Genomic DNA, 23,456 nt, shown 5'->3' on the forward strand with positions numbered 1-23,456 from the left:
GACATCGCGCGTGCGGCGCGGGGATACCTGGGCAAGAGTGAAGTGTTCGGGCCGGATTCCTTTGCCTTTTCGTGCCAGGAAACGGCAATCCTGGACGAGGAAGGGATTGCCGCGGCAACCGTCGACACCACCAATCTCGATACGCCGTATCGACGAACATTGTCCGGCGAAAGGATCCTGTTGTCATGCGGCAGCCGCATTACTATCAGCCGCTCGTCCAATGGCATCAGTGAGAGGCCGGGGTATGAAGGCTACATTCTCCCGCAGATCATCGCGGGGCTGGGCTGCATCGCCGACGCCCATGGGATGAAGGGTGCCGAGGAAATTACCGCGCTTGGCGGCTGGCGCAACTATATCAGCGCCAAGTTGGCGAGCTGAGAAGAGCCTTCGATGGCGGCAAAGCTCATCCGGCGCCTGATCGATCTGCTGCGGGACGGTCTGACCGCCCGCAGCGAAGCGATCGGCAGCACCTGTGTCAGCCCTGGCGGCTCTGAGAGCGTTCGGCAAGCTCGACGATGATGCCGTCGGGATCGCGAACGAAGGCGATCTTGTTCAGCATCTCGGAGTGAACGGCGAAGCGCGGCCGCTCCTTGATCTCGACGCCTGCCTGTTCGAAGCGGGCGAAGGCCTCGTCGACATTGTCGAAATGGAAGGTGAGGTGCCGGACGCCGGCTGTATCTTCAGGCACGTCGACCGCCCTCGATACGCCGCCGGGCGGGGCAAACACCTCCAGCATGCCGCCGCCTGCGTCGAGGAACGCCACCTGCATGCCATTCGCCATCGTCTTGCGCAGCACGAGGCTGAGGCCAAGCAGGCCGCAGTAGAAATCGATGGCACGGTCCATGTCGCCGACCGTCATGCCGACATGCTCGAAGGATTTCAGCATGGGAGAGCCCTTCCGCTGCTCAGACGCCGCGTTCTTCTTCGGGAAGCCAGGAGCGATAGAGCGGATGATCGGCGGCGATCGGCATCGGCGTCGGCCGGCCGGTGCGCTGCGAGAAATAGGCCGCTGTCACCAGCTCCAGCGAGTTGCGGGCATCTTGCAGCGTCACCGGTGGGTCGGTGTCCTCGACGATCGCCTTGTGGAAGAGCTCGAACTGACGGGTGTAGCCATCCTCGCCGGGCACATAGGCGGCGAGTGCTGCGTCGATCCGCGCCTGATGCTCCTCTGTCCCGGCGACGAACGTCCACGGATCACGGCCCATCGTATAGGGTTCGATGATGCTTTCGGCGACAAGGTCGTTGAAGCAGAAGCGCAGCCGCGAGATTTCCTTGCGCGAACCGAGCGTCATCGACAGCGTCGCCAGCGAGCCGTTCTGCATCTTCACCGAAAGGGCTGCCGTATCCTCGACCTCAATCGGATTGACCAGCGTCGCGCCGTAGGAAAACACCTCGGCGCAGGGGCCGTGCACATAATTCAGCATGTCATGGGCGTGGATGGCGTGGCCGAGAAGGCCGCCGCCCAGTTCGGTTGCCCATTTGCCGCGCCACGGCACGGCATAATAGTCCGGGCCGCGCCACCAATGGGTTTCGATCGTCGTCAGGAACGGCTTGCCGGCGAGGCCGCTTTCGATCAGCAGCTTCAGCTTCTGCAGGCCGGAGCCGTAGCGGTACTGGAAGATCGGCATCAGCTTCCTGCCGGGGAAACGGGCAAGAATGCTTTCCATCTCGTCGACCTCGGCGATCGAGCCGAAAAGCGGCTTTTCGCAGATCACATGTTTGCCTGACACAATGCCCTTGCGGCAGAGCTCGAAATGCGAACTCGGCGGCGTCGAAATGTCGATGATATCGAGATCGTCGCGGGCAAACAGCGAATCCGCATCCTGCGTGTATTCGGCAATGCCGTATTCCTCGCACAGCGCCCTGCCGCGCTCCTCATCGAGCGAGCAGAGCACGGGAACTTCGAAGAGATCCTTGTTCCAGCCGAAGCCGGCCAGATGCCGCGCGGCAATGCCTGCGCCGATGACGCCGACGCGCAATTTCCTGGTCATGATATCCTCCTCAGCGAGCGCCGATGCGCGCGGCTTTCGTCTGGGCTTCGAGCGAAAGGCGGCAGACTTCGAAAACGTGATCCTGCGTCATCGCCGTCTGTGTGCGGTTGCCGACATCGGCGGTGAAAGCGTCGAAATAATCGAGCTTTTCGCCGCTGCAATCGATGTGGGTCATTTCCTTGCCGTTGACCAGGAAAAGGTGATCCTTGCCCGGGCGGCCGGCGATGTCGATATATTTGCGCAGCTCGATATAGCCTTCGGTGCCGAGGATGGTCAGGCGTCCGTCACCCCAGGTCGGCAACGCCTCCGGCGTGAACCAGTCGACGCGGACATAGCCAGCCGCCTTGTCCGAGCGCAGAAGCACCTCGCCGAAATCCTCGAAGGCGGGCTTGTCGGGCATACCGAAATTGCCGATCGAGCTGGCGACGACCTCGCCTGTGGTCGAGCCGGTATAGAACAGAAACTGGTCGACCTGATGCGAGGCGATATCGACGATGATGCCACCGAAGGCTTCGGGATCGAAAAACCAGTCGGGCCGCGTCGGCAGTTGCAGCCGGTGGGGGCCGACACCAACCGTCTGGATGACCTTGCCGATCGCGCCGTCGGCGACGAGCTTGCCGGCCTTGACGGCGGAGCGCACGCAGTGGCGTTCGGAAAAGCAGATCGAGAAGATCTTGCCGGTCTCGGCGACGGTGCGCTTGACGTCCTCGAGCTGGGCGAAGGTCGTCACACCGGGCTTGTCGGTCATCACGTCCTTGCCCGCCTTCATCGCGCGGATGGCAAGGCCGGCGCGGTCGCGCGGGATCGCCGCAATGCAGATGACGTCGATCGACGGATCATCGAACAGCTTCTCCCGGTCGATCTGCGGTGCATTGGGATAGGTCTTCTCGAAGGCCTCGCGCAATGCCGGCACCGAGGTCTGAGGGCAATAGCCGACGAACTCGCCGCCCGAGGCGAGCAAGCCCTTCACGTGATCGAACGTATGCCCATGGTCGATTCCGACGACGGCAAATCTCAACATCGCTGCAACATCCTCCCGGGATTTTCTTAAGCCCGGCTGACGCCGGCATCTCCATGTCGGGCAAAACAGATAACGAAAGCTGGCGCCTGTCAAGGTAAGATCAGGGGTGAAATTGCCCGTGTTGCAAATTAAATGTATGAAATACAACGATTATTTTGTATCTAAATAGTTATTTTGCAGGCTTTTCGGCGATTGGAATTTCCCCGATGGCGGCGGCTCGATCCGATCGGGCGAAAGTCTTTTTCCCCAACGCGTCTTGCCCCATCTCGATGAATGTGATCGATTTCGGCGGCCGCCGGGCTGGAGGGCGGCAACACCCCGCAATTTTCAAAAGAGCGCTCCCCGCTCGCCTGTGACGGAAGATCACCATGTCTCATCCCCTTCTCGATGCCGCCGCTTCGGGTGGTCTTTTTGTCGGCCGCGTCTGGAATCCCGAGGTTGCCGGGCCGAGTGTCGTAACGCTTCGGGAGGGAGTGCTGATCGACATTACCTCGCGCGAGGCCCCGACGCTGAGCGCCCTGCTCGAGAGACAGGATGCCGCCGGCTTCGTCCGTGCTGCAAGCGGCAAGGTCATCGGCTCACTGGAAGAGATCGCCGCCAACAGCACCGGAGCGCCGGAAGAGGCACATCCCTTTCTGCTTGCGCCCGCCGATCTGCAGGCGGTCAAGGCCTGCGGTGTCACCTTCGCCCAGTCGATGATCGAGCGCGTCATCGAGGAGAAAGCCGCCGGCAATCCGGAGCGTGCCGCCTCGATCCGCGAGCGCGTCAGCACGCTGATCGGCGGCAGCCTCACCAATCTCAAGGCCGGTTCGCCCGAGGCCGCCAAGGTCAAGCAGGCGCTGATCGACGAGGGCATGTGGTCGCAATATCTCGAGGTCGGCATCGGCCCCGATGCCGAAGTCTTTACCAAGGCGCCGGTGCTCTCCTCGGTCGGCTGGGGTGCGGATGTCGGCCTGCATCCGATCTCGACCTGGAACAATCCCGAGCCCGAAATCGTGCTCGCGGTCAACAGCCGCGGCGAGATCAAGGGAGCGACGCTCGGCAACGACGTCAATCTGCGCGACGTCGAGGGCCGCTCGGCGCTGCTGCTCGGCAAGGCCAAGGACAACAACGCCTCCTGCGCGATCGGCCCCTTCATCCGCCTGTTCGATGCCGGTTACGGTCTGGATGATGTGCGCAGGGCCGAACTCGACCTGAAGGTGTCAGGGCAGGATGGATTCGTGCTGCACGGCAAGAGTTCGATGGCGCAGATCAGCCGCGACCCGACCGATCTCGTCAAACAGACGGTCGGCGCCCATCATCAGTATCCCGATGGTTTCATGCTCTTTCTCGGCACGCTGTTTGCGCCGACTAAGGATCGAGACGCCCCAAAACAGGGTTTCACCCACAAGATCGGCGATGTCGTCGAGATCTCCTCGGCGGGGCTCGGCGCGCTCGTCAACACCGTGCGGCTCTCCACCGAATGCCTGCCCTGGACCTTCGGCATTTCGGCGCTGATGCGCAGCCTCGCGAAGCGCGGGCTGCTCTAAGCAATTCCAGCAAAAGTGCGCGGCGGTTTTGCCAGGCAAAGCGTGAAACGCTTTTGCCGGGAATTGCGCAGATGTTATGAGCTATTGGTTTCGCCGCCTGCCCTGCAATAGGTCGAGGACGGAGTTTGCCGCCTCGAGAACGTTTGTCCCCGGCCCGAACACGGCGGCAACGCCGTGTTCGTGCAGGAATTCATAGTCCTGCCGGGGAATAACGCCGCCGCAGACGACGATGATCTCGTCACCGCCCTTTTCCCTCAGCCTGTCGATCAGCTGCGGCAGCAGCGTCCTGTGACCTGCCGCCAACGACGAGACGCCGACGACATTGACCTTTTCGCTGAGTGCCATCTCGACAGCCTCGTCGGGCGTCTGGAATAGCGGACCGGCGAGCACATCGAAGCCGATATCCCCGAAAGCCGAGGCGATCACCTTGGCGCCCCGGTCGTGCCCATCCTGGCCGAGCTTGGCGACCATGATCTTCGGCCGGTGCCCCATCGCTTCCGTCACCTCCGTCATGCGTCCCTTGAGGACGGCGAGTTCCGGCTCGTTGTCATAGGCCTCGCCATAGACGCCGGTGATGACCTCAGGTGTCGCGGCATGGTCGCCGAAGGCTTCGCGCATGGCATCCGATATCTCGCCGACCGTGGCTCGGGCCCGGGCCGCCTCGATGGCGGCTTCCAGCAGGTTGCCCTTGCCGCTCCGGGCGATCTCCGCCAGGGCGGCAAGCGTCTCGCGCACGGCGTTGCCATCGCGGCGGCGCTTGGTGTCCTCGATTCGTCTGATCTGCGCGGTGCGCACCGCGCTGTTGTCGATTTCCAGAATGTCGATCGGTTGTTCGTTGTCGAGCCTGTAGCGGTTGACGCCGACGATGACCTCCTCGCCCTTGTCGACAGCCGCCTGACGGCGCGCCGCCGCTTCCTCGATCAGCCGTTTCGGCAGGCCGTCATTGACGGCCTTGGTCATGCCGCCGAGCGCTTCCACCTCCTCGATCAGCGCCCAGGCCTTGTCGGCAAGCTCCTTCGTCAGGCTTTCGACGTAATAGGAGCCGGCGAGCGGATCGACCACCTTGGTAACGCCGGTCTCATGCTGGAGGATGAGCTGTGTATTGCGGGCGATGCGGGCGGAAAATTCCGTCGGCAGCGCGATCGCCTCGTCGAAGGAATTGGTGTGCAGCGACTGCGTGCCGCCGAGCACGGCCGACATCGCCTCGAAGGCGGTACGGATAATGTTGTTATAGGGATCCTGTTCCTGCAGCGAGACGCCCGACGTCTGGCAATGGGTGCGCAGCATCAGCGAGGACGCCTTTTTCGGTTGGAACTCCTCCATGATCCGGCTCCACAGCAGCCGGGCGGCGCGGAGTTTCGCCGCCTCCATGAAGAAATTCATGCCGATCGCGAAGAAGAAGGAGAGCCTTCCGGCGAAATCATCGACATTGAGGCCCTTGGCGATTGCCGCCCTGACATATTCGCGGCCGTCGGCCAGCGTGAAGGCGAGTTCCTGCGTGAGCGTCGCGCCGGCCTCCTGCATGTGATAGCCGGAGATCGAGATCGAGTTGAATTTCGGCATCTCCTTTGCCGTATATTCGATGATGTCGGCAACGATCCGCATCGAGGGTTCCGGCGGGTAGATATAGGTGTTGCGGACCATGAACTCCTTGAGGATGTCGTTCTGAATGGTGCCGGAGAGCTCGGCCCGCGGGACGCCCTGCTCCTCGCCAGCGACGATGAAGGAAGCGAGGATCGGGATGACGGCGCCGTTCATGGTCATCGACACCGACATGTCGCCGAGCGGAATGCCGTCGAACAGGATTTTCATGTCTTCGACGCTGTCGATCGCCACACCGGCCTTGCCGACATCGCCTTCGACGCGGGGATGGTCGCTGTCATAACCGCGATGGGTGGCGAGATCGAAGGCGACCGACAGGCCCTTCTGGCCGGCGGCCAGGTTGCGGCGATAGAAAGCGTTTGATTCCTCTGCCGTCGAGAAGCCGGCATATTGGCGGATCGTCCAGGGCCGGCCGGCATACATGGTGGCGCGCGGGCCGCGGGTGAAGGGTGAAAAACCGGGAAGCGAGCCGAGGTGCTCGGCGCTTTCGATATCCTCGGCCGTATAAAGCGGCTTGACGGCAATGCCTTCCGGAGTTTGCCAGGTCAGCGTTTCGGACGAGGCGCGCAATTCCTTCTGCGCCAGTTCCGCCCAATCCGACAGCGTCTTTTTCGTCATGCCTTTCCTCCGGCTTATTTCGTCCGCACCCTACCATTTCACAGGATCGCCGTGCGATACAAATCCTTGATTTTTATTCCCAGCTCTGGACCCGTCCGATGAAGACAATGCAGATCTATGCCTTCGACATGAATTGCGTCGGGCATATCAACCACGGCCTGTGGACGCATCCGCGCGACCGGTCGGTGCATTATACCGATCTCGACTATTGGACGGAGTTTGCCGCGACCGCCGAGCGCGGCAAGCTGGACGGCATCTTCCTCGCCGATATCGTCGGTGTCTATGACGTCTATAAGGGCAGCCCGGCGCCGGTGATCGGGGCGGCGGCGCAGATTCCCGTCAATGATCCGTTGATCCCGATTTCGGCGATGGCTTACGTCACCAAACACTTAGGTTTCGGTGTCACCGTCAACACCACCTACGAGCCGCCCTTCCTGCTGGCGCGGCGCATGTCGACGCTCGATCACCTGACCAAGGGGCGGATCGGCTGGAACATCGTCACCGGCTATCTCGATAGTGCGGCCCGAAGCATGGGTTTCGACAGGCTGCCGGATCATGATGCGCGTTATGACGCAGCCGAGGAATATCTCGAGATCGTCTACAAGCTCTGGGAAGGCAGCTGGGATGACGATGCGGTGTTGCGCGACAAGGCGGGCGGCGTCTATGCCGATCCCTCCAAAGTGCGGACGTTCCGTCATGACGGCAAATATTACCGGATGGAGGGCATGCATCTCTCCGAACCTTCTCCACAGCGCACGCCCCTGCTCTTCCAGGCCGGCGCCTCGGCACGTGGTCAGGACTTTGCCGCCCGCCACGCCGAATGCGTCTTCCTCGCCGGCCCGACCCCCCGGGTGGTGAGGCCGATCGTCGATGCGCTGCGGGCGAAGGCGGCGGAATTCGGCCGCGGCGCCGATGCATTGAAGATCCTGAGCCTGATCACTGTCGTCGTCGGACGGACGGAGAGGCAAGCGCAGGAGAAGCTGGAGGATTATCGCCGCCATGCCAGCGTCGAGGCCTCGCTTGCGCATTATTCGGCTTCTGTCGGCATCGATTTTTCCAAGTACGGTCTGGACGATGTCATCGACCAGAATTCGACCAATGCCAATCAGTCGGCGCTTGCGGCCATCACCAAGCAAGCGGCAAAGCCGGTGACGAAGCGGGAGATCATCGACCAGATGGTCCTCGGCAGTCGGATGAAGCCGATCGTGGGCGCGCCGGAGCAGATCGCCGATCATCTCCAGACATGGATCGAAGAGGGCGATATCGACGGCTTCAACCTGGCGCGGACGGTGGCGCCGGAGAGCCTGCGTGATTTCGTCGACTTGGTGGTGCCGGTGCTGCAGGAACGCGGCCTGTTCAAGGCGGACTATGCGGAAGGGCCGCTGCGGCGGAAGCTGTTTGGCGGCGGGAACGGCAGGTTGCCCGCCGCTCATCCCGCCGCGCGCTTCCGCCGCTGATTTATCTCCGGTCCAGTTTGGCGACGAGCCGGTCGCCAAACCACTGAATGCCGCAGACGAGGACGATGAGCACGGCCACCACCGCGATCATCACGCTGGTTTCGAAGCGCTGATAGCCATAGCGGATGGCAAGATCGCCGAGGCCGCCGGCGCCGATAGCGCCGGCCATCGCCGAAGCGCCGATCAGTGTCACCAGCGTGACGGTGAAACCGGCGACGATGCCGGGCAGCGCTTCGGGCACCAGCACCTCGCGGATGATCGTCCACCGGTTGCCGCCCATGGCGCGCACTGCATCGATCAGCCCGCGGTCGACCTCACGCAGCGACACTTCGGCGATGCGGGCGTAATAGGGGGTCGCGGCGATGGCGAGCGGCACGATGGCCGCCCAGGTGCCGAGCGCGGTGCCGACGATCAGCCGCGTCAGCGGAATCAGCGCCACGAGCAGGATGATGAAAGGCACCGAGCGGAAGCCGTTGATGACGGCGCCGAGCCCGCGGTTGATCCAGAGGTTTTCAGCGATGCCGCCGCGTGCCGTGACAACAAGGGCAAGGCCGAGCGGCAGGCCGGCGAGGAGCGAGATCACTCCCGAGGCGACGGTCATCAGGATCGTCTCCCAGAGGGAGCGGATCAGCAGTTCAAGCATAATCGGTGTCATAACCAAGCACCTCCACCCGGGCGGACCGGGCCGTCAGGAATTGTTCGACCTTTCCGGCAAGCGCGGGATCGCGTGCGGGAACGGCGATGAAGAACCGCGCCACCGGCTGGTTCTGGATGTGGTCGATGCCGCCATGGACGAGGCGGAAAGAATGCGGCAGCTCCGCCGAGAGTTCGGCAAACAGCGCACCTTGCGCTTCAGGTCCAGCGAGATCGACGCTGAGGATCGCCTCGCTTCCTATCGTTGCCGACAGCCGTCCGGCGATGTGATCGGGAAGCTGCGGGCGGATGCTGCCGAGCAGGCTCCCGGTGATATCAGCCTGCGGGTTGGCGAAGACCGACCAGACCTGCCCTTCCTCGACGATCCGCCCGGCATCGATGACGGCGACGCGATCGGCAATGCCGCGCACCACTTCCATCTCATGGGTGATCAGCAGAATGGTCAGGCCGAGCTTGCGGTTGATATCCCTAAGCAGCGCCAGGATCGACCGGGTTGTTTCCGGATCGAGCGCCGATGTCGCCTCGTCGGACAACAGCAGTGCCGGGCGTGCCGCCAGCGCCCGGGCGATTCCGACCCGCTGTTTCTGGCCGCCGGACAGCGATGAGGGATAGGCTTTCGCCTTGTCGGCAAGACCGACGAGATCGAGCAGCTCATGCGCCCGTTTCAAGCGCTCGTTCTTGGCGACGCCCTCGATCTTCAGCGGCAGCGCGACATTCTCCTCGACGGTCTTGGCCGATAGCAGGTTGAAATGCTGGAAGATCATGCCGATGCGGCGACGCAAGGGCTGCAAATCCTGTTCCTGAAGCCTGGTGATATCGCGGCCTTCGATCAGGATCTCGCCGCTGTCGGCGCGCTCCAGGCCGTTCAGGCAGCGGATCAGCGTCGATTTGCCGGCGCCGCTGCGGCCGATGATGCCGAGGATCTCACCCCTCTTCACTGTCAGCGAAATACCGTCGAGTGCCGGCGTGGCCCCGAACCGCCGCTTCACGTCGGTCAGCCTCACCACTTCTTCGGCCGCCGCTTGCGGCTGCGTCTCGATCGCTGTGGTGGAAACAAAGGAATTCATATGCTTTTCCTTACAAACACTGAAGGCGGCCCGGGCAAGGAACGCCCGGACCGCCTCTCGGCAGGCCTTAACCCCCGCCCTGCCTCGGATCAATAGGCGCTGAGACCCGTCCCCTTGTAGACCTTGTCGAATTCCGCCTTGACGGTCTCGTTCTGATAGGAAGACACAAGCGTCTTGACCCAGTCGGCGTCCTTGTTGTCGTCCTTGACGGCGATGAAGTTGCGGTACGGATTGTCGGCGACCGGCTCCTGCGCAATGCGCTCGGCCGGCGAAAGACCGCTCTTCAGCGCCCAGTCGGTGTTGACGACACCGGCATCCAGATCATCGATCGACCGGCCGACGATGCCGGCATCGAGCTCCTTGATTTCGAGCTTCTTCGGATTGTCGGTGACGTCGGCAACGGTCGCGAGAATGCCGGTGCCGTCTTTCAATTTGATCAGGCCTTCGTTCTGGAGAACACGCAGCGCCCGGCCTTCATTCGAGGGATCGTTCGGTACGCCGATGACGGCGCCTGCGGGGATTTCGGCGACGGACTTGTATTTCTTGGTATAGAGGCCGATCGGCCAGACGCCGGTATAGCCGACGCGAGCGATATGGTAGCCATGCTGTTTGATCTGGTTGTCGAGATAGGGCTGATGCTGGAAGGCATTGGCGTCGACCTCGCCGCGCTCCAGCGCTTCGTTCGGCTGCGTATAATCGTTGAAAATAACGGTCTCGATCTTGAGACCCTTCTTGGCCGCCTCGCTGGCGACCACGCGCCAGATGTCCTCCTCCTCGCCGGCCATGATGCCGACCTTGATCGACTTGTCCTCGGCAAAGGAAGGAGCAGGCGCTGCGAAGGCAAAGAGTGTAGCAGCGGAAACGGCGATGGCGGCAAGAGCCGCGCGGCGCGAAAGGTGGAAGCCGTGAAGATTTTTGTTCTTGGTCATTTTTTATCCCGTCTGACTGAGTGGGGCCATGCGCCCCGACCAGGCTGATCATGGCAAATGCGCGCATCGGTAGCGAAGCACGAATGTCCGATGTGGAGGAAGGGTCGGAAAAACTCTTGCCCTGCCATTGGTATCGGCAGGATAAATTTCCATCAAATTTGTGAACTATGACGATGTGAGAAGGGCGGCCCAAAAACGAAAACGGCGCCTTAGCGGCGCCGTTTCAAGCCTATTACGACACTCCTTACTCGGCAGCGATAAGCGCTTGATTCCGGCTGGGAAAGAAGGCCGAGAGCTCGCCGATGACTTCCCCGATCCGCTTGGAAAGCTGTTCGGATGAGACCCGGTAATCGGTAAAGTCGCGGTCGGAAGCGTAGACGGCCGTCGGCAGCGTGTGAGACATGAAGAAGCCGAAGAGCGGGCGCAGCTGATGCTCGACCATCAGCGCGTGCCGGTCGCCGCCGCCGGTTGCGGTGATGATGATCGGCTTGGCGCGCAGCTCATGCGGGTCGATCAGGTCGATCAGATGCTTGAAGAGGCCGGGATAACTGCCCTTGTAAGTCGGCGCGCCGATGACCAGCACATCGGCATTGACGATGTCGTCGATGACGTCCTTGGCGCGGCTGTCGAGATCGTCACGCCGCAGCGCCTGGCCAAGCGAGGGGCCGACATCGGTCAGGTCGTAGATGGTGTTGTCGAAGCCGTATTTCTCGCCGGCGAGACCGGCGACGTTTTCGACGAGCGCGAAGGTCTTCGAGGGGCGGTTGAAGCTACCCGCAAGGCCGACCAGTTTGTGAGCAGACATGCCATTTCCTTCCAATATCGTGTCGAAACCGATGTCATTCTCCGACGAATATTATCTATAAAAATAGTGGATTAAAGGAATGGTGATCCCTCTTCCCCATATGAGGAGAAAAATACGTTCGTGCCTGTCGCGATAGCGACGTGCGAAACCGCATGATGCGTCGAGCCCGGAATATCCGAGGGATTCCGGGCTCGATGTATCGTCTGCAGGCGACCGACCTAGAGCGGTTCAGCTTTTCACGGAATCGGAGAACCGCTCTAAGTTTTGTTTTTACGCAATTCCCGGCAAAAGCGCTTCGCGCTTTGCCTGGGAAAACCGCTCTGCACTTTTCCTGGAATTGCTCTAGACCGATTTCGGCTTGGGGATGCGCGGCAGGAAGACCGTCAGGAGACCGAGCAGCGGCAGGTAGGAGCAGATGCGATAGACGAAGTCGATGCCGTGGGTGTCGGCGAAATCGCCGAGCAGTGCTGCACCCAGCCCCCCTGCCCCGAAAGCAAAGCCGAAAAAGACGCCGGCAATCAGCCCGACGCGGCCGGGCACCAGTTCCTGTGCGAAGACGACGATCGCCGAGAAGGCCGAAGCGAAGATCAGGCCGATGACGACGCTGAGCACGCCCGTCCAGAAGAGGTTGGCATAGGGCAGCAGCAGTGCGAAAGGAATGACGCCGAGGATCGAGAACCAGATGACGAAACGGGCGCCGAAGCGATCGCCGATCGGCCCACCGAGGAAAGTGCCGACGGCGACCGAGCCGAGGAAGAGGAAGAGCATCAGCTGCGCCTGCTGCACGCCAAGTTCGAACTTGTCGATGACATAGAAGGTAAAGTAGCTCGACACGCTCGCCATGTAGACGTTCTTTGTCGCGGTCAGCAGCACGAGGATCGCGAGCGCCCACACGACCCTGTTCTGCGGCAGCGGCAGGATCCGGCTCACGGCCGGCTTGCTGGCATTCTCACGCCTGTGGCCGATATACCAATTGCCCACCCAGCTCAACACGACCATGCCGACCATGGCGATGGCGGCGAACCAGGAGACGCTGTGCTGGCCGAGCGGCAACACGATGAAGGCGGCGAGCAACGGACCGATCGCCTGGCCGGCATTACCGCCGACCTGGAAAAACGACTGCGCGAAACCGTGGCGGCCGCCGGAGGCAAGGCGGGCGACGCGCGAGGATTCCGGATGGAAGACGGCCGAACCGAAGCCGATCAGGCTGGCGGCAACGAGCAGCAGCTCGAAACTGCCGGCATTGCCGAGCAGGATCAGGCCGCAGAAGGTGCTCGCCATGCCGACCGGCAGTGAATAGGGCATCGGCCAGCGGTCGGTGACGATGCCGACCAGCGGCTGCAGCAGCGAAGCGGTGACCTGGAACGTCATGGTCAGAAGGCCGATCTGCACGAAACTGAGATCGTAATTCGCCTTGAACAGCGGATAGAGCGAGGCGAGCAGCGACTGCATGATGTCATTCAGCATGTGGCAGAAGCTGACCGCCACCAGGATTGACATCGTTGTTTTTTCGAAACGGGGCGCGCGCTCGGCAACGGTTGCCATGGACATTCCTCCTGGACGGCCCGGTTGGTTGCCGTGCCGCGTCGCTTTATTCGATGGATTTCGGGGCGATCGGGGCTGGGGAAGATGATCAAGCGACGGTCGCTAAAATGCATTTAGCGTAAGCCGGCGGGCAATCACAGCCCAGTTTCATCAGGATCGGTACGGCTTTTGTTCGATTTGCTCTTTTGCCGTTGATTCCTGCCCGGCTTGGCCTCTTGCCGGACGGGGGCTTTCATACCACAGTTAGCTGCGATCATTGCACATATAGTATGACATGTGAAAACAACCATGGAAAACCGCGGCGGGGGATACTACAGCTGCGCTGATTGAAAATGCGATCGAGGCTGAAAACACGCGATGAATGTCAAGACACCGAATGCAATAGACGGCTATGTCGGAGCGCGCATAAGAATGCGTCGGCAGTTGCTCGGAATGAGCCAGGAACGGCTTGCCGAGCAAATCGGCGTGACCTTTCAGCAGGTTCAGAAATACGAGAAGGGCATCAACCGCATCGGCGCGAGCCGTCTGCAGCGAATCGCCGATGTGCTTCACACGTCGCCGAGCTTCTTCTTTGAACAGGAAAATTCCGAGCCGTTGACGTTGCAAGGGCTGGATCTGCCCGCAAATACCGATCCGGTCGCCGAATTCCTGCGAACGAAAGAGGGATTGGTGCTCAATCGCGCCTTTCTGAAGATCGCCGACCGGAATGTCCGTGAAACGATCATCGCACTGGTGAATGCGATGGCGCAGGCGGAAAGCCGCGGTGTAACATGGGGCGCGCGCGCCGTTGCAGATATCACCCTTCCGCTCGGAGAATAGTCAGGCAGTCGGCAGGCAATATCCGCATGAAGCTCAGGCTCGAGTCATTTGGTGAGTTGCGGTTGCTCGACCCGGCCGGGCAACCAGCGGCGTTCCCGGAAAAGGGCCTGCTGGCAATTTGTTATCTGCTGGACCGTGATCTGCGAGATGGGGCCGGGAGTGAATATCCGCGCTCGGCGCTTGCGCGGTTCTTGTGGGACAGCCATGACAATTCCGACATCATGGCCAATCTGCGCAAGACCATATCGCGCATTCAGGCGCGCCAGGCCGAGCTCGGCACCGAGCTTCTGGTCTTCACGGCGACCGGTGCGCGGGTCAGGCCGGAAGCATTTGTCGATGATCTCTCCGAACTCGCCAACCCCGGCGGCGAAGGCGCACTTGGCAAGCTGCGGCGGCTGGTTGCGATCCTTCGCCAGGATTTCCTGGCGGGGCTCGCCGACCAAAGCGTCAGTACCCGGCAATGGATCGCCGGCCAGCGCGACAGGCACATGGCAGTTCTGGTGGATGCGCTGAAGACGGCGCTGCCGACGGCGAGGTCGCGAGAAGATGTCAGCCTGATCAAGGAGGCGGCGCTCAGAATTTTCCGCGAGGCGCCGGATGACGAGAACATTCGTCGTATCCTTCTCGAGGCCTACGAGTCCGAGGGACAGCTGGAGAAAGCGCGCCGGCTTTTCGAGACGAACAAGCATGAGCTGGGAAGCGCATTCGATATCGGCCTCGACGTCCAGGCGCTGGGAGAGATCCGCAAAATCTTTGCCGGCGGCCAACCGCCGCAAAGCGCTGCGGTGCCGCTGAGCGACGGCGGCGTTCGAATTCCCGGTCCCCTGCCCCGTCTGGTGCTGCTGCCGCCGGGCGGAACGGATGCGGTCGGTGTCCTGCCGATGCTCTCCGGAGCGCTGATCGAGGACGTGACCATCGGTCTTTGCGCGCTGAATACGGTTTCGGTGGTGGCGCCCCATACGGCCGATCGGATCGCACGCAATGCCGACAAGGCCGAACTGATCCAGCGTCATTCGATTTCCTATGTTCTCGACACGAGGCTGACCGATCATGCGGGCGTCCCCACGCTCTTTGTCCAGCTGATTCATGCCGGCAGCGATGAGGTCATCTGGGCCGAGCGTTTCAGCCTCGAGAAATACGAATTGATAAGCCACCGGCGCGACATCGCCCGGCGGATCGCCAGAGAGCTGGCCGGGCAGGTCCGCCGGCATGAAACCATGCGCGATTCCTTCGAGGGCAATTCGGCCGCCTATCACAGCTACCTTCTCGGTCTGAGGGATGTGAAGCGGCTTGCCCTCCCCGATGTGCGCCGCTCCCGAAAGGCCTTCCGCGAGGCGCTTCAACACAGCGCACATTTCGCTCCTGCGCTAAGCGGATTGTCGCGCACGTTTCTCGTCGAGTGGCTGCTGACGGCGCGCGGCGACAGCGAGTTGCTCGGACTGGCGGAGGACTACGCAAACCGGGCGATCGTCGCCGATCCTTCGTTTGCAGCCGGCTTTCGTGAGCTCGGCGTTGCCAAACTTTATCTCGGGGACATTGATGAAAGCGTCCTGGCGTTGAAGCTCGCGGAAGAGCTGAGCCCGCATTATGCCGACGGTATTGCGAGTTATGCCGATACGCTCGTCCATGCGTCGCGCCCTGCCGATGCATTGGCCAAGATCGAGCGGGCCATCTCACTCAACCCGCTGAGCCCGACCGACTATCTATGGACGGCAGCCGGCGCGAATTTCGCCCTCGGTCATTATACCGAGGCGCTCGAGCAGATTTCCCTGATGGACGACCGCACGCCGGCAGACCGGCTTTCGGCTGCCTGCTGGGCCATGCTCGGCGATATGAAAAACGCGCGTATCTATATGCGCAAGGTGCGCGAGATCTATCCGGATTTCGATGTCGACAAATGGCTTTCCGTCGTTCCCTTCAAGGAGCAATGGCAGAAGGAGCAGTATCGCGAGGCGTTGCGCCGGGCCGGTTTCTGAAGTCTGACGCCGAAAAGTGTAAGCCGACAAATGCTGTCACGCCTCTGTCACGCGCGTCTTTCGCTCAAGAGGATTAAGCTGCCTTTGCTCTGTCGGCATGCGCCGGCAAGAGAAGCCGGGGAATTCCAAAGATGCACGACGCCGCCGAAGCAACGCTCACACCGAAAAGTGACGAAGAGCTCAAGGAGCTGGTATCGCTCGCCAGGCTGGTCGCCTATGCCAGAGAAAACGCCAGAGACCTGAACGCCGAATTCTCTGCCTATTGCCTGGACCTGGCGCTCGGCGCCCTGCTGCAGGACCTCGACAGAAGCGGCGTGTCCTTTTCCCAAGAAAGCGGCCAGGACGGTTACCTGCTCGGCACGCGGCACTGAGCGGCCGTCGCTGTCGGCGCCTCGCCGTTGCCGGTCCACCTCAGGCAACCGGCACATATCGATATTTCCATTCCCGCTTTTCCGATCGGCTATGCTGCCGATGCGGTCCTGTTTCGCCGATTCGGCCGGTAAATCGTGGTTTGGCGCGCTGACAGCGCCCCCGGCGGCATGTCCAAGCCTTTGAAAAAGATTGGACAACCCAGCGGTAGGGTCTTGTTAACCCTATTTGCCTTGCCACTCTTCCAGAATCGGCGCTAAATGCGCTTTCAAAGCTCGCAGGGCTTTTAAATCGCATTTTCGAGATTTCCATGAATATGGCACCGCAGATAGAAAAAGCAATTTCCGATGTCGACCAGTTGATCATTGGTCAGGCACAGGAACTATCCGACAAGCTGAAGCAGCATCGGCTCGAAATGTTCCCGCCGCGCGCGCTGAAGGGACTGCGGGAATTTCAGCTTGCCGAAGTGGCGCGTTTTCTCGGCGTGACCAGCGGCTATCTTCGCAATCTGTCGCTGGAAGGCAAGGGTGCCCTTCCTCAGGTCACACCGTCGGGCCGTCGATCCTATACGGCGGAGCAGATGGAGGAGATGCGTAGCTTTCTGGAGCACAATGCCCGCGCCGGAACACATTATATGCGCCATCGCCGCGGCAATGAGCATCTGCAGGTCGTCGCCGTCGTCAATTTCAAGGGCGGCAGCGGCAAGACGACGAGTGCCGCGCATCTTGCCCAGCACCTTGCCTTGACCGGTCACCGTGTCCTTGCCGTCGACCTCGACCCGCAGGCGTCTCTCTCTGCCATCCACGGCTTTCAGCCTGAGTTCGACGTCAACGAGAATGAGACGCTCTACGCCGCCATCCGCTATGACGATCAGCGGCGGCCGCTCAGAGAGATCATCCGGCCGACGAATTTCCCGAACTTGCATCTGGTGCCGGGCAATCTCGAGCTGATGGAATTCGAGCATGATACGCCGCGCGTGCTTGCTCAAGGCAAGGCCGGCGACTATGGGCGCGTCTTCTTCGCGCGGCTGGACGAGGCGCTGTCCTCGGTCGCCGACGATTACGATGTCGTTATCATCGACTGCCCTCCCCAGCTCGGATTTTTGACGATGAGCGCCATTTGCGGCGCAACGGCGGTTCTGATCACCGTTCATCCCCAGATGCTCGATGTCATGTCGATGTGCCAGTTCCTGCAGATGCTCGGCGAGGTGCTGAATACGCTGAAAGGCGCCGGCGGCGACATGAACCTCGACTGGCTGCGTTATCTCGTGACTCGCTACGATCCGCAGGACGGGCCTCAGACGCAGATGGTCGCCTTCATGCGCTCGATGTTCAAAAACCATGTGCTGACCAATCCGATGTTGCGCAGCGTGGCGATCTCCGATGCGGCGATGACCAATCAGACGCTTTACGAGGTCGAGCGGAGCCAGTTTACCCGCGCCACCTATGACCGCGCCATGGAGGCGATGGATGCCGTCAACAATGAGATCGGCGATCTCATTCACAAGGCCTGGGGGCGGAAATGAGCGAGAAGTTTACTGCGGTAAACCGAGGCAAGGAGCGGGCTGATGGCGCGTAAGAATCTGCTTTCCGGCCTGATGGACGATTCCAAGAAGTTTACTGCGGTAAACAATGAGGACGAAGCCCTCCATAGGGACGAGAGACAGCAGATCACCTATAAGGGGATCGGCGCTCTCGGTGCCGTCACACGCAGTATCGATGCGCTGGCTGCTAAGGCGGATGCGGCCAAAGTGATCGAAGAGAAGCTGGCGACCGGTGAGACGGTGATTGATCTCGACCCTGCCTTGATCGAAGATTCCTTCGTGACGGACCGGCTCGCCCATACCGACGAACAGTTTCGCGAATTGGTCGAGGCGATCCGCCTGCGTGGCCAGGATTCGCCGATCCTCGTTCGCCCGCATCCTGAGAAGGACGGCCGCTATCAGATCGCCTTCGGTCACCGTCGCGCCCGGGCCGCCAAAGAACTCGGCAGATCTGTCCGCGCCGTGGTCAAGAAGCTCGACGATCGCGACCACGTCATCGCGCAGGGCCAGGAGAATTCGGCGCGCGCCGATCTCTCCTTCATCGAGAGGACGATGTTCGCCGACAAACTCGACAGGTTGGGTTTCGACAGGGAAACGATCATGTCGGCGCTCAGCGCCGACAAGACGACGGTTTCCAAGATGCTGTCCGTCACCAAGCGGATCCCAGCCGAAGTCCTGACGGCGATCGGTGCGGCAAAGACCACCGGCCGCGACCGTTGGCACGATCTTTCGGTAAAATTCGAGACCGAAAACATCTCCGCTCGGGCGATCGAGTTCAGCAGATCGGCGGAATTCGAGACGGCGGAGCCCGATGCCCGCTTCGATATGCTGGTCGCCTTCATCGGCAGGAGGCAACAGTCGGCGGCATCCCTAGCCGCGCTTCAGCCCGCAGCTCGCGCTTGGCAGCGCAAGGACGGCGCGGTCAAGGCGAAGATCAAGGATGACGGGAAACAGTTCACCATCGCGCTAAAGGCGGAAAAGGCGTCGGCCTTTGGAGCCTATATCGCCAGCAATCTGGATCGCCTCTACGAGGCGTTCGAGAAGACACAGGATTTGACGAAGAACGGAGATCAATAAGCAAAAGAAAAGGCCCCCGAACGTTGCCGTCGCGGAAGCCCTCTCTGATCTAGACACCCAGAGAATCACATTTCCGCGAATCATAGTCAAGAGTCTTTGGCACCGAATTTGGTGAGCCGTGATCTTTTGCCTTGAAGAAGGCAAAGAAAATGGAAAGCGGAAGTGTGACGACGCCCTTTGGGCGGCGGCCGATGACGCTTGGCATGTTGGCAAGCCAAGCGTCGGCTCGAAAAATCGAGCCCGGCCAATCAATTGACAAATGGAAGCTCTATCGTGCTCTGTGCGAGGCTAGGCCGATGCTCGGGGTCACCGATCGGGCGCTCGCCATCCTGAACGCCTTGCTGAGCTTTTATCCGAAGGGAGAGATCTCCGAGGACAACGGGCTTGTGGTGTTTCCGTCCAATGCACAGCTCTCCTTGCGCGCCCATGGAATGGCGGAGCAGACGATCCGCCGCCACCTGGCGACGCTGATCGAAGTCGGGCTGCTGATCCGCAAGGACAGCCCGAACGGCAAGCGTTACGCCCGCAAGGAGCAGGGCGGCGAACTCCGCGAGGCATTCGGTTTCTCGCTGGCGCCGCTGCTTGCGCGCGCCGAGGAGATCGAGCGGCTGGCAGCGGAAGTGGCCGCGGAACGATTGCATCTGCAACGGCTCAGAGAGCGCCTGACGCTTTGCCGGCGCGACGTCGCCAAGCTCATCGAGATGGCATTGGAGGAGGGTGCTGCCGGCGATTGGAGCAGGATCCATCTGCATTTCCGCGATGTCGTTGAGCGGTTGCCGCGGTCGCCGTCCGCCGAACAGGTCGCCGCGGCGCTCGGCGAATTGGAGATGCTGCGCGAGGAGATCGTCAATCAATTGGAAATGCAGGTTAAAACTCAAAATCAAAGCGGCAATGCCCAACATTCTGAGCGGCACATACAGAATTCAAACCCACATTCCATTACTGAACTTGAACCAAGCTTCGAACCGAAGCAGGGCGCGACAGTGGATGATCGATCGGCAGATCGGGCCGAGCCGATAGGCCGAGGAGGGAAAAATGAAGAGGAGAACGGGCATGTCCCAGCCGCAAGATCTGCCTCCGCTGCCAATAGCGCGCTGAAATCCTTCCCGCTGGGGCTGGTGCTGCAGGCCTGCCCTGAGATCGCTGCCTATGGACCCCAGGGCTCGGTCGGCACTTGGCGCGATCTGATGGCGGCGGCCGTGGTCGTCCGTTCGATGCTCGGCGTCAGCCCGTCGGCCTATGAGCAGGCCTGCGAGGTCATGGGGCCCGAAAATGCCGCCACCGTCATCGCCTGTGTCCTCGAAAGGGCAGGGCACATCAACTCCGCCGGCGGTTATCTCCGCGATCTGACACGCCGTGCCGAAAGAGGGGAATTTGCTATCGGACCGATGCTGATGGCCCTTGCCCGGACCAATGCCGCAGAGAGGCAAGACAGGATGAAGCTACCTTCGCAATCTTTCCAAACGAAACTGTCATGGTTAATGAAATGTAACGGAAATGAAGGGGGAGATAACTTCTGATTGGGGGCTTCTCGCTTTGAGATCACGGGGTTAGATACCGCGCATACAAGGGACAGATCGGTGATCAGCCAAGCCCGACTATAGAGAAATCACGATATCCTGCAGTTGACGCGAAACGCGTTTTGACGATACGGCAGGGCGATGGCGAGGCAAGGGAAGAGCTGCGGAAGATGGGGTTGAAACGGGCGGTGGATTTTTTTCTGGCTGTCGTTGCGTCGGTAATCCTGCTTGTTCCCATCCTTATTGTCGCTCTTTGCGTCCGCCTTACCTCGCCGGGACCGATCCTCTATTGGTCAAAACGTGTCGGCCGTTTCAATCAGATCTTCCTGATGCCGAAATTCCGCAGCATGCGCGTCGACACGCCGACGGTCGCTACGCATCTGCTCGAAAATCCGGACCGGTTTTTGACCCCCATCGGCTCGTTTCTGCGCAAATCCAGCCTCGACGAGCTGCCGCAACTCTGGTGTATTCTCAAGGGGAAAATGAGTTTCGTCGGCCCCCGGCCGGCGCTCTACAATCAGGATGATCTGATAGAGTTGCGGACGGCCCATGGCGTCGACACGCTCCTGCCCGGATTGACGGGGTGGGCGCAGATCAACGGCCGCGACGAGTTGCCGATTCCGGAGAAGGTGAAATTCGACGTCGAATATCTCGAGCGGCGTTCATTCGGCTTCGACATGCGCATCCTGTTTCTGACCGCAGAGAAGGTCATACGCCGGAAGGGAATACGGCATTAAGCTACCTACTTCTGATAGATAAGCGGTGCGGAAGACCTTGATTTCCGATTATTTCAGTTGCGCTCATTGCAGAAAGCGACAAGAAGGTGGTTGTCTGTTGATCTGCGAGACGCTGGTAAGCAATGCCTGAAAATTCTCCCTCTGAGACACGGCGCTCAGGATGGTTCTTAGTGCCGATGCAAGCGCTCGTCGCCCCTTTGCTGGCGATGCCGCGGGTTGCCAAACGCGCTCTGGCTTTGCTGGTGGATTCCAGCTTTTGTGTTCTGACGATCTGGCTGGCCTATTGCTTCCGGCTGAACGAATGGACGGTGCTGACCGGCGTCCAGTGGCTGCCGGTCCTCGTGTCGTTGTGCATGGCACTTCCGATCTTCATCGTCATGGGCATGTATCGGGCGATCTTCCGTTACGCCAATCTCGCTGCTTTCATTACTGTTCTGAAGGCGATTGCGATCTACGGCTTCGCCTTCATGACGATATTTACGGCGCTCAGCGTCCCGGGTGTTCCGAGAACCGTCGGTATTCTCCAGCCCTTCCTGCTGCTGATTGGGATCGGTCTGTCGAGAATAGGTATCCGCTACTGGCTCGGGGATGCCTACCAGCGGATCCTTCACAAAAATACCCTCGCGAAGGTGCTGATCTATGGGGCAGGGAAGGCCGGCCGGCAACTGGCCGCTGCCTTGGTCAACAGTGCCGAACTCAATGTCGTCGGCTATCTGGATGATGATCCGCGCCTCAAGGGCGGCGTCATGGGTGGCTTGCCGATCTACGACCCCTCGGATCTTCCGGTGCTTACCGAAGCGCTTGGGGTGCACAATGTGCTTCTTGCTCTTCCATCGGCATCGCGGCAGCGGCGCAACGAAATACTGGAGCATATCCGCAAAGCCAGGGTGAATGTTCGCACATTGCCGGACCTCACGGCGCTCGCTCAGGGACGAGTCGCCGTTTCCGACATTCGTGAGCTGGAGATCGAAGATCTGTTGGGCAGGGAAGCGGTCGCGCCGCGGCAGGAACTGCTCGACAAGGCAATGCGCAACAAGGTGGTGATGGTCACGGGTGCGGGCGGTTCGATCGGCGGCGAGTTATGCCGGCAGATCCTGCGCAACGAGCCTTCCAGTCTGATCCTCCTCGATCAGAACGAGTTTGCGCTTTACAATATCGATGCCGAATTGCGGAAGCTCGCCGAACTGTACGAACATGAAAATCTGCAGATCGTACCGATCCTCTGTTCCGTCCGCGATCAGGATCGCATGGAGCATATCATGCAGAGCTGGCGACCGCAGACGCTCTATCATGCCGCCGCCTACAAGCATGTGCCCCTTGTCGAACATAATGCCGTGGAAGGCATCAAGAACAATGTCATGGGGACGCTGGTCACCGCCCGCGCGGCGCATAAATGCGGCGTCTCGAATTTCGTGCTGATCAGCACGGATAAGGCCGTGCGACCGACAAATGTGATGGGCGCCAGCAAGAGGCTGGCGGAGATGGTTCTGCAGGCGCTTGCAGCAGACCTGACGACCGACAGAATACGAACGAATTTTTCCATGGTCCGCTTCGGAAATGTCCTCGGCTCCTCCGGGTCCGTCGTGCCGCTTTTCAGGCAGCAGATCAAGGACGGCGGCCCCGTTACGCTGACGCATCCCAACATAACCCGCTATTTCATGACGATTTCGGAAGCCTCGCAGCTCGTCATACAGGCAGGCGCGATGGCCGAGGGCGGCGATGTGTTCCTGCTCGATATGGGAGAGCCGGTTCGCATTGCCGATCTTGCCCGCAAGATGGTGGAGCTTTCCGGGTTGGCCGTCCGCGACGAGAACAACCCCGAGGGGGATATCGAGCTTTCCGTTACCGGTCTCAGGCCCGGCGAGAAGCTCTATGAAGAACTGCTGATCGGGGACAATCCGGAAACAACCGAACATCCCCGGATCATGAAAGCGCGTGAAGATTTCTTATTGTGGCCGGAGCTTTTGAAAAAGCTCAACGCGCTCAATGCCGCATTGGCTCGGAACGATATGCTCGCCGCACGTGCGACATTGGCGGAGCTTGTTTCCGGCTATTCGTCAACGGGTGAGGTCTCGGATCTCGCTTTCACCGGCGCCGAAACCAATACAGCCGCCTGAGACATCGATCATCCTGCGCTGAATTCAATAGACCAGGATCTCGTTCGAAAACCGCTCATACTTTCGGCATCATGCTCTTG

19 protein-coding genes and 1 pseudogene are annotated in these 23,456 nt (G+C 60.7%); 11 read left to right on the forward strand and 9 right to left on the reverse strand.

The features are described 5' to 3' along the window. Positions 1-233: pseudogene (locus CO667_RS11255) on the forward strand (amidohydrolase); the annotation flags it as partial. Positions 234-475: 242 nt separating this feature from the next. On the opposite strand, the gene CO667_RS11265 reads toward CO667_RS11255, so the two are convergent. From CO667_RS11265 to CO667_RS11275, 3 genes are read right to left on the reverse strand one after another with little or no spacing between them, the layout of a single operon-like run. After that, on the reverse strand, positions 476-886 hold the full coding sequence (locus tag CO667_RS11265) for a VOC family protein (protein WP_097618453.1): 411 nt from the start codon (positions 884-886) through the stop codon (positions 476-478). 19 nt (positions 887-905) lie between these two features. After that, a complete protein-coding gene (locus CO667_RS11270) occupies positions 906-1,991 on the reverse strand; it encodes a Gfo/Idh/MocA family oxidoreductase (RefSeq protein WP_097618454.1) in 1,086 nt (361 codons plus the stop codon). A gap of 10 nt (positions 1,992-2,001) precedes the next feature. Beyond that, positions 2,002-3,012 (reverse strand): Gfo/Idh/MocA family oxidoreductase, encoded by a 1,011-nt coding sequence (locus CO667_RS11275; protein WP_097618455.1) that lies wholly within the window; start codon positions 3,010-3,012, stop codon positions 2,002-2,004. 368 nt (positions 3,013-3,380) lie between these two features. Between CO667_RS11275 and CO667_RS11285 the strand changes: the two genes are divergently transcribed. Further along, positions 3,381-4,541 (forward strand): fumarylacetoacetate hydrolase family protein, encoded by a 1,161-nt coding sequence (locus CO667_RS11285; RefSeq protein ID WP_097618457.1) that lies wholly within the window; start codon positions 3,381-3,383, stop codon positions 4,539-4,541. An 81-nt stretch (positions 4,542-4,622) separates the two neighbouring features. Here CO667_RS11285 and scpA read toward each other — a convergent pair whose 3' ends face one another. Continuing rightward, complete coding sequence (gene scpA / locus CO667_RS11290; RefSeq protein WP_097618458.1) at positions 4,623-6,761, reverse strand: methylmalonyl-CoA mutase; 2,139 nt, start codon at positions 6,759-6,761, stop codon at positions 4,623-4,625. A 98-nt stretch (positions 6,762-6,859) separates the two neighbouring features. Between scpA and CO667_RS11295 the strand changes: the two genes are divergently transcribed. Next, complete coding sequence (locus CO667_RS11295; RefSeq protein ID WP_097618459.1) at positions 6,860-8,218, forward strand: LLM class flavin-dependent oxidoreductase; 1,359 nt, start codon at positions 6,860-6,862, stop codon at positions 8,216-8,218. Position 8,219: 1 nt separating this feature from the next. Here the strand turns inward: CO667_RS11295 and CO667_RS11300 are convergent, their stop codons facing one another. The 5 genes from CO667_RS11300 to CO667_RS11320 all read right to left on the reverse strand — a co-directional run bounded on the left by CO667_RS11300 (position 8,220) and on the right by CO667_RS11320 (position 13,218). Beyond that, a complete protein-coding gene (locus tag CO667_RS11300; RefSeq protein WP_097618460.1) occupies positions 8,220-8,873 on the reverse strand; it encodes a methionine ABC transporter permease in 654 nt (217 codons plus the stop codon). Then, on the reverse strand, positions 8,854-9,939 hold the full coding sequence (locus tag CO667_RS11305) for a methionine ABC transporter ATP-binding protein (RefSeq protein ID WP_097618461.1): 1,086 nt from the start codon (positions 9,937-9,939) through the stop codon (positions 8,854-8,856). Before CO667_RS11305 ends, CO667_RS11300 begins: the two co-directional genes overlap by 20 nt. Before the next feature lie 89 nt (positions 9,940-10,028). Then, positions 10,029-10,868 (reverse strand): MetQ/NlpA family lipoprotein, encoded by an 840-nt coding sequence (locus CO667_RS11310; protein WP_097618462.1) that lies wholly within the window; start codon positions 10,866-10,868, stop codon positions 10,029-10,031. 244 nt (positions 10,869-11,112) lie between these two features. After that, entirely contained in the window at positions 11,113-11,673 is a 561-nt protein-coding gene (gene msuE, locus CO667_RS11315) for an FMN reductase (RefSeq protein ID WP_097618463.1), read from the reverse strand. A gap of 342 nt (positions 11,674-12,015) precedes the next feature. Continuing rightward, complete coding sequence (locus CO667_RS11320) at positions 12,016-13,218, reverse strand: MFS transporter (protein WP_097618464.1); 1,203 nt, start codon at positions 13,216-13,218, stop codon at positions 12,016-12,018. Between the two features lie 357 nt (positions 13,219-13,575). Here CO667_RS11320 and CO667_RS11325 point away from each other — a divergent pair, with 357 nt between their 5' ends. The 8 genes from CO667_RS11325 to CO667_RS11360 all read left to right on the forward strand — a co-directional run bounded on the left by CO667_RS11325 (position 13,576) and on the right by CO667_RS11360 (position 23,376). After that, positions 13,576-14,037 (forward strand): helix-turn-helix domain-containing protein, encoded by a 462-nt coding sequence (locus tag CO667_RS11325; RefSeq protein WP_097618465.1) that lies wholly within the window; start codon positions 13,576-13,578, stop codon positions 14,035-14,037. A 26-nt stretch (positions 14,038-14,063) separates the two neighbouring features. Next, positions 14,064-16,013 carry an SARP family transcriptional regulator gene (locus CO667_RS11330; RefSeq protein ID WP_097618466.1) on the forward strand — a complete coding sequence of 650 codons (1,950 nt, stop codon included), beginning with the start codon at positions 14,064-14,066 and terminating at the stop codon, positions 16,011-16,013. Between the two features lie 131 nt (positions 16,014-16,144). Then, on the forward strand, positions 16,145-16,384 hold the full coding sequence (locus CO667_RS11335; RefSeq protein WP_097618467.1) for a hypothetical protein: 240 nt from the start codon (positions 16,145-16,147) through the stop codon (positions 16,382-16,384). A 308-nt stretch (positions 16,385-16,692) separates the two neighbouring features. Then, on the forward strand, positions 16,693-17,907 hold the full coding sequence (gene repA / locus CO667_RS11340; RefSeq protein WP_097618468.1) for a plasmid partitioning protein RepA: 1,215 nt from the start codon (positions 16,693-16,695) through the stop codon (positions 17,905-17,907). Positions 17,908-17,949: 42 nt separating this feature from the next. Continuing rightward, entirely contained in the window at positions 17,950-19,002 is a 1,053-nt protein-coding gene (repB, locus tag CO667_RS11345) for a plasmid partitioning protein RepB (protein WP_097618469.1), read from the forward strand. A 149-nt stretch (positions 19,003-19,151) separates the two neighbouring features. Beyond that, positions 19,152-20,522: a plasmid replication protein RepC gene (gene repC / locus CO667_RS11350; protein WP_143540713.1), complete on the forward strand. Its 1,371-nt coding sequence runs from the start codon at positions 19,152-19,154 to the stop codon at positions 20,520-20,522. A gap of 170 nt (positions 20,523-20,692) precedes the next feature. Beyond that, a complete protein-coding gene (locus CO667_RS11355; RefSeq protein WP_097618470.1) occupies positions 20,693-21,259 on the forward strand; it encodes a sugar transferase in 567 nt (188 codons plus the stop codon). 122 nt (positions 21,260-21,381) lie between these two features. Beyond that, on the forward strand, positions 21,382-23,376 hold the full coding sequence (locus tag CO667_RS11360) for a nucleoside-diphosphate sugar epimerase/dehydratase (protein WP_097618471.1): 1,995 nt from the start codon (positions 21,382-21,384) through the stop codon (positions 23,374-23,376). The last annotated feature ends 80 nt before the right edge of the window (positions 23,377-23,456 follow it).

This window comes from Rhizobium sp. L43, from assembly GCF_002531725.1.
In the GTDB taxonomy this organism is placed as follows: Bacteria; Pseudomonadota; Alphaproteobacteria; order Rhizobiales; family Rhizobiaceae; genus Rhizobium.

Bases quoted from the DNA above. Each gene is read 5' to 3' on its own strand.
- CO667_RS11265 (WP_097618453.1), bottom strand. From the start codon at position 886: ATGCTGAAATCCTTCGAGCATGTCGGCATGACGGTCGGCGACATGGAC.
- CO667_RS11270 (WP_097618454.1), bottom strand. From the start codon at position 1,991: ATGACCAGGAAATTGCGCGTCGGCGTCATCGGCGCAGGCATTGCCGCG.
- CO667_RS11275 (WP_097618455.1), bottom strand. From the start codon at position 3,012: ATGTTGAGATTTGCCGTCGTCGGAATCGACCATGGGCATACGTTCGAT.
- CO667_RS11285 (WP_097618457.1), top strand. From the start codon at position 3,381: ATGTCTCATCCCCTTCTCGATGCCGCCGCTTCGGGTGGTCTTTTTGTC.
- scpA (WP_097618458.1), bottom strand. From the start codon at position 6,761: ATGACGAAAAAGACGCTGTCGGATTGGGCGGAACTGGCGCAGAAGGAA.
- CO667_RS11295 (WP_097618459.1), top strand. From the start codon at position 6,860: ATGAAGACAATGCAGATCTATGCCTTCGACATGAATTGCGTCGGGCAT.
- CO667_RS11300 (WP_097618460.1), bottom strand. From the start codon at position 8,873: ATGACACCGATTATGCTTGAACTGCTGATCCGCTCCCTCTGGGAGACG.
- CO667_RS11305 (WP_097618461.1), bottom strand. From the start codon at position 9,939: ATGAATTCCTTTGTTTCCACCACAGCGATCGAGACGCAGCCGCAAGCG.
- CO667_RS11310 (WP_097618462.1), bottom strand. From the start codon at position 10,868: ATGACCAAGAACAAAAATCTTCACGGCTTCCACCTTTCGCGCCGCGCG.
- msuE (WP_097618463.1), bottom strand. From the start codon at position 11,673: ATGTCTGCTCACAAACTGGTCGGCCTTGCGGGTAGCTTCAACCGCCCC.
- CO667_RS11320 (WP_097618464.1), bottom strand. From the start codon at position 13,218: ATGGCAACCGTTGCCGAGCGCGCGCCCCGTTTCGAAAAAACAACGATG.
- CO667_RS11325 (WP_097618465.1), top strand. From the start codon at position 13,576: ATGAATGTCAAGACACCGAATGCAATAGACGGCTATGTCGGAGCGCGC.
- CO667_RS11330 (WP_097618466.1), top strand. From the start codon at position 14,064: ATGAAGCTCAGGCTCGAGTCATTTGGTGAGTTGCGGTTGCTCGACCCG.
- CO667_RS11335 (WP_097618467.1), top strand. From the start codon at position 16,145: ATGCACGACGCCGCCGAAGCAACGCTCACACCGAAAAGTGACGAAGAG.
- repA (WP_097618468.1), top strand. From the start codon at position 16,693: ATGAATATGGCACCGCAGATAGAAAAAGCAATTTCCGATGTCGACCAG.
- repB (WP_097618469.1), top strand. From the start codon at position 17,950: ATGGCGCGTAAGAATCTGCTTTCCGGCCTGATGGACGATTCCAAGAAG.
- repC (WP_143540713.1), top strand. From the start codon at position 19,152: ATGGAAAGCGGAAGTGTGACGACGCCCTTTGGGCGGCGGCCGATGACG.
- CO667_RS11355 (WP_097618470.1), top strand. From the start codon at position 20,693: ATGGGGTTGAAACGGGCGGTGGATTTTTTTCTGGCTGTCGTTGCGTCG.
- CO667_RS11360 (WP_097618471.1), top strand. From the start codon at position 21,382: ATGCCTGAAAATTCTCCCTCTGAGACACGGCGCTCAGGATGGTTCTTA.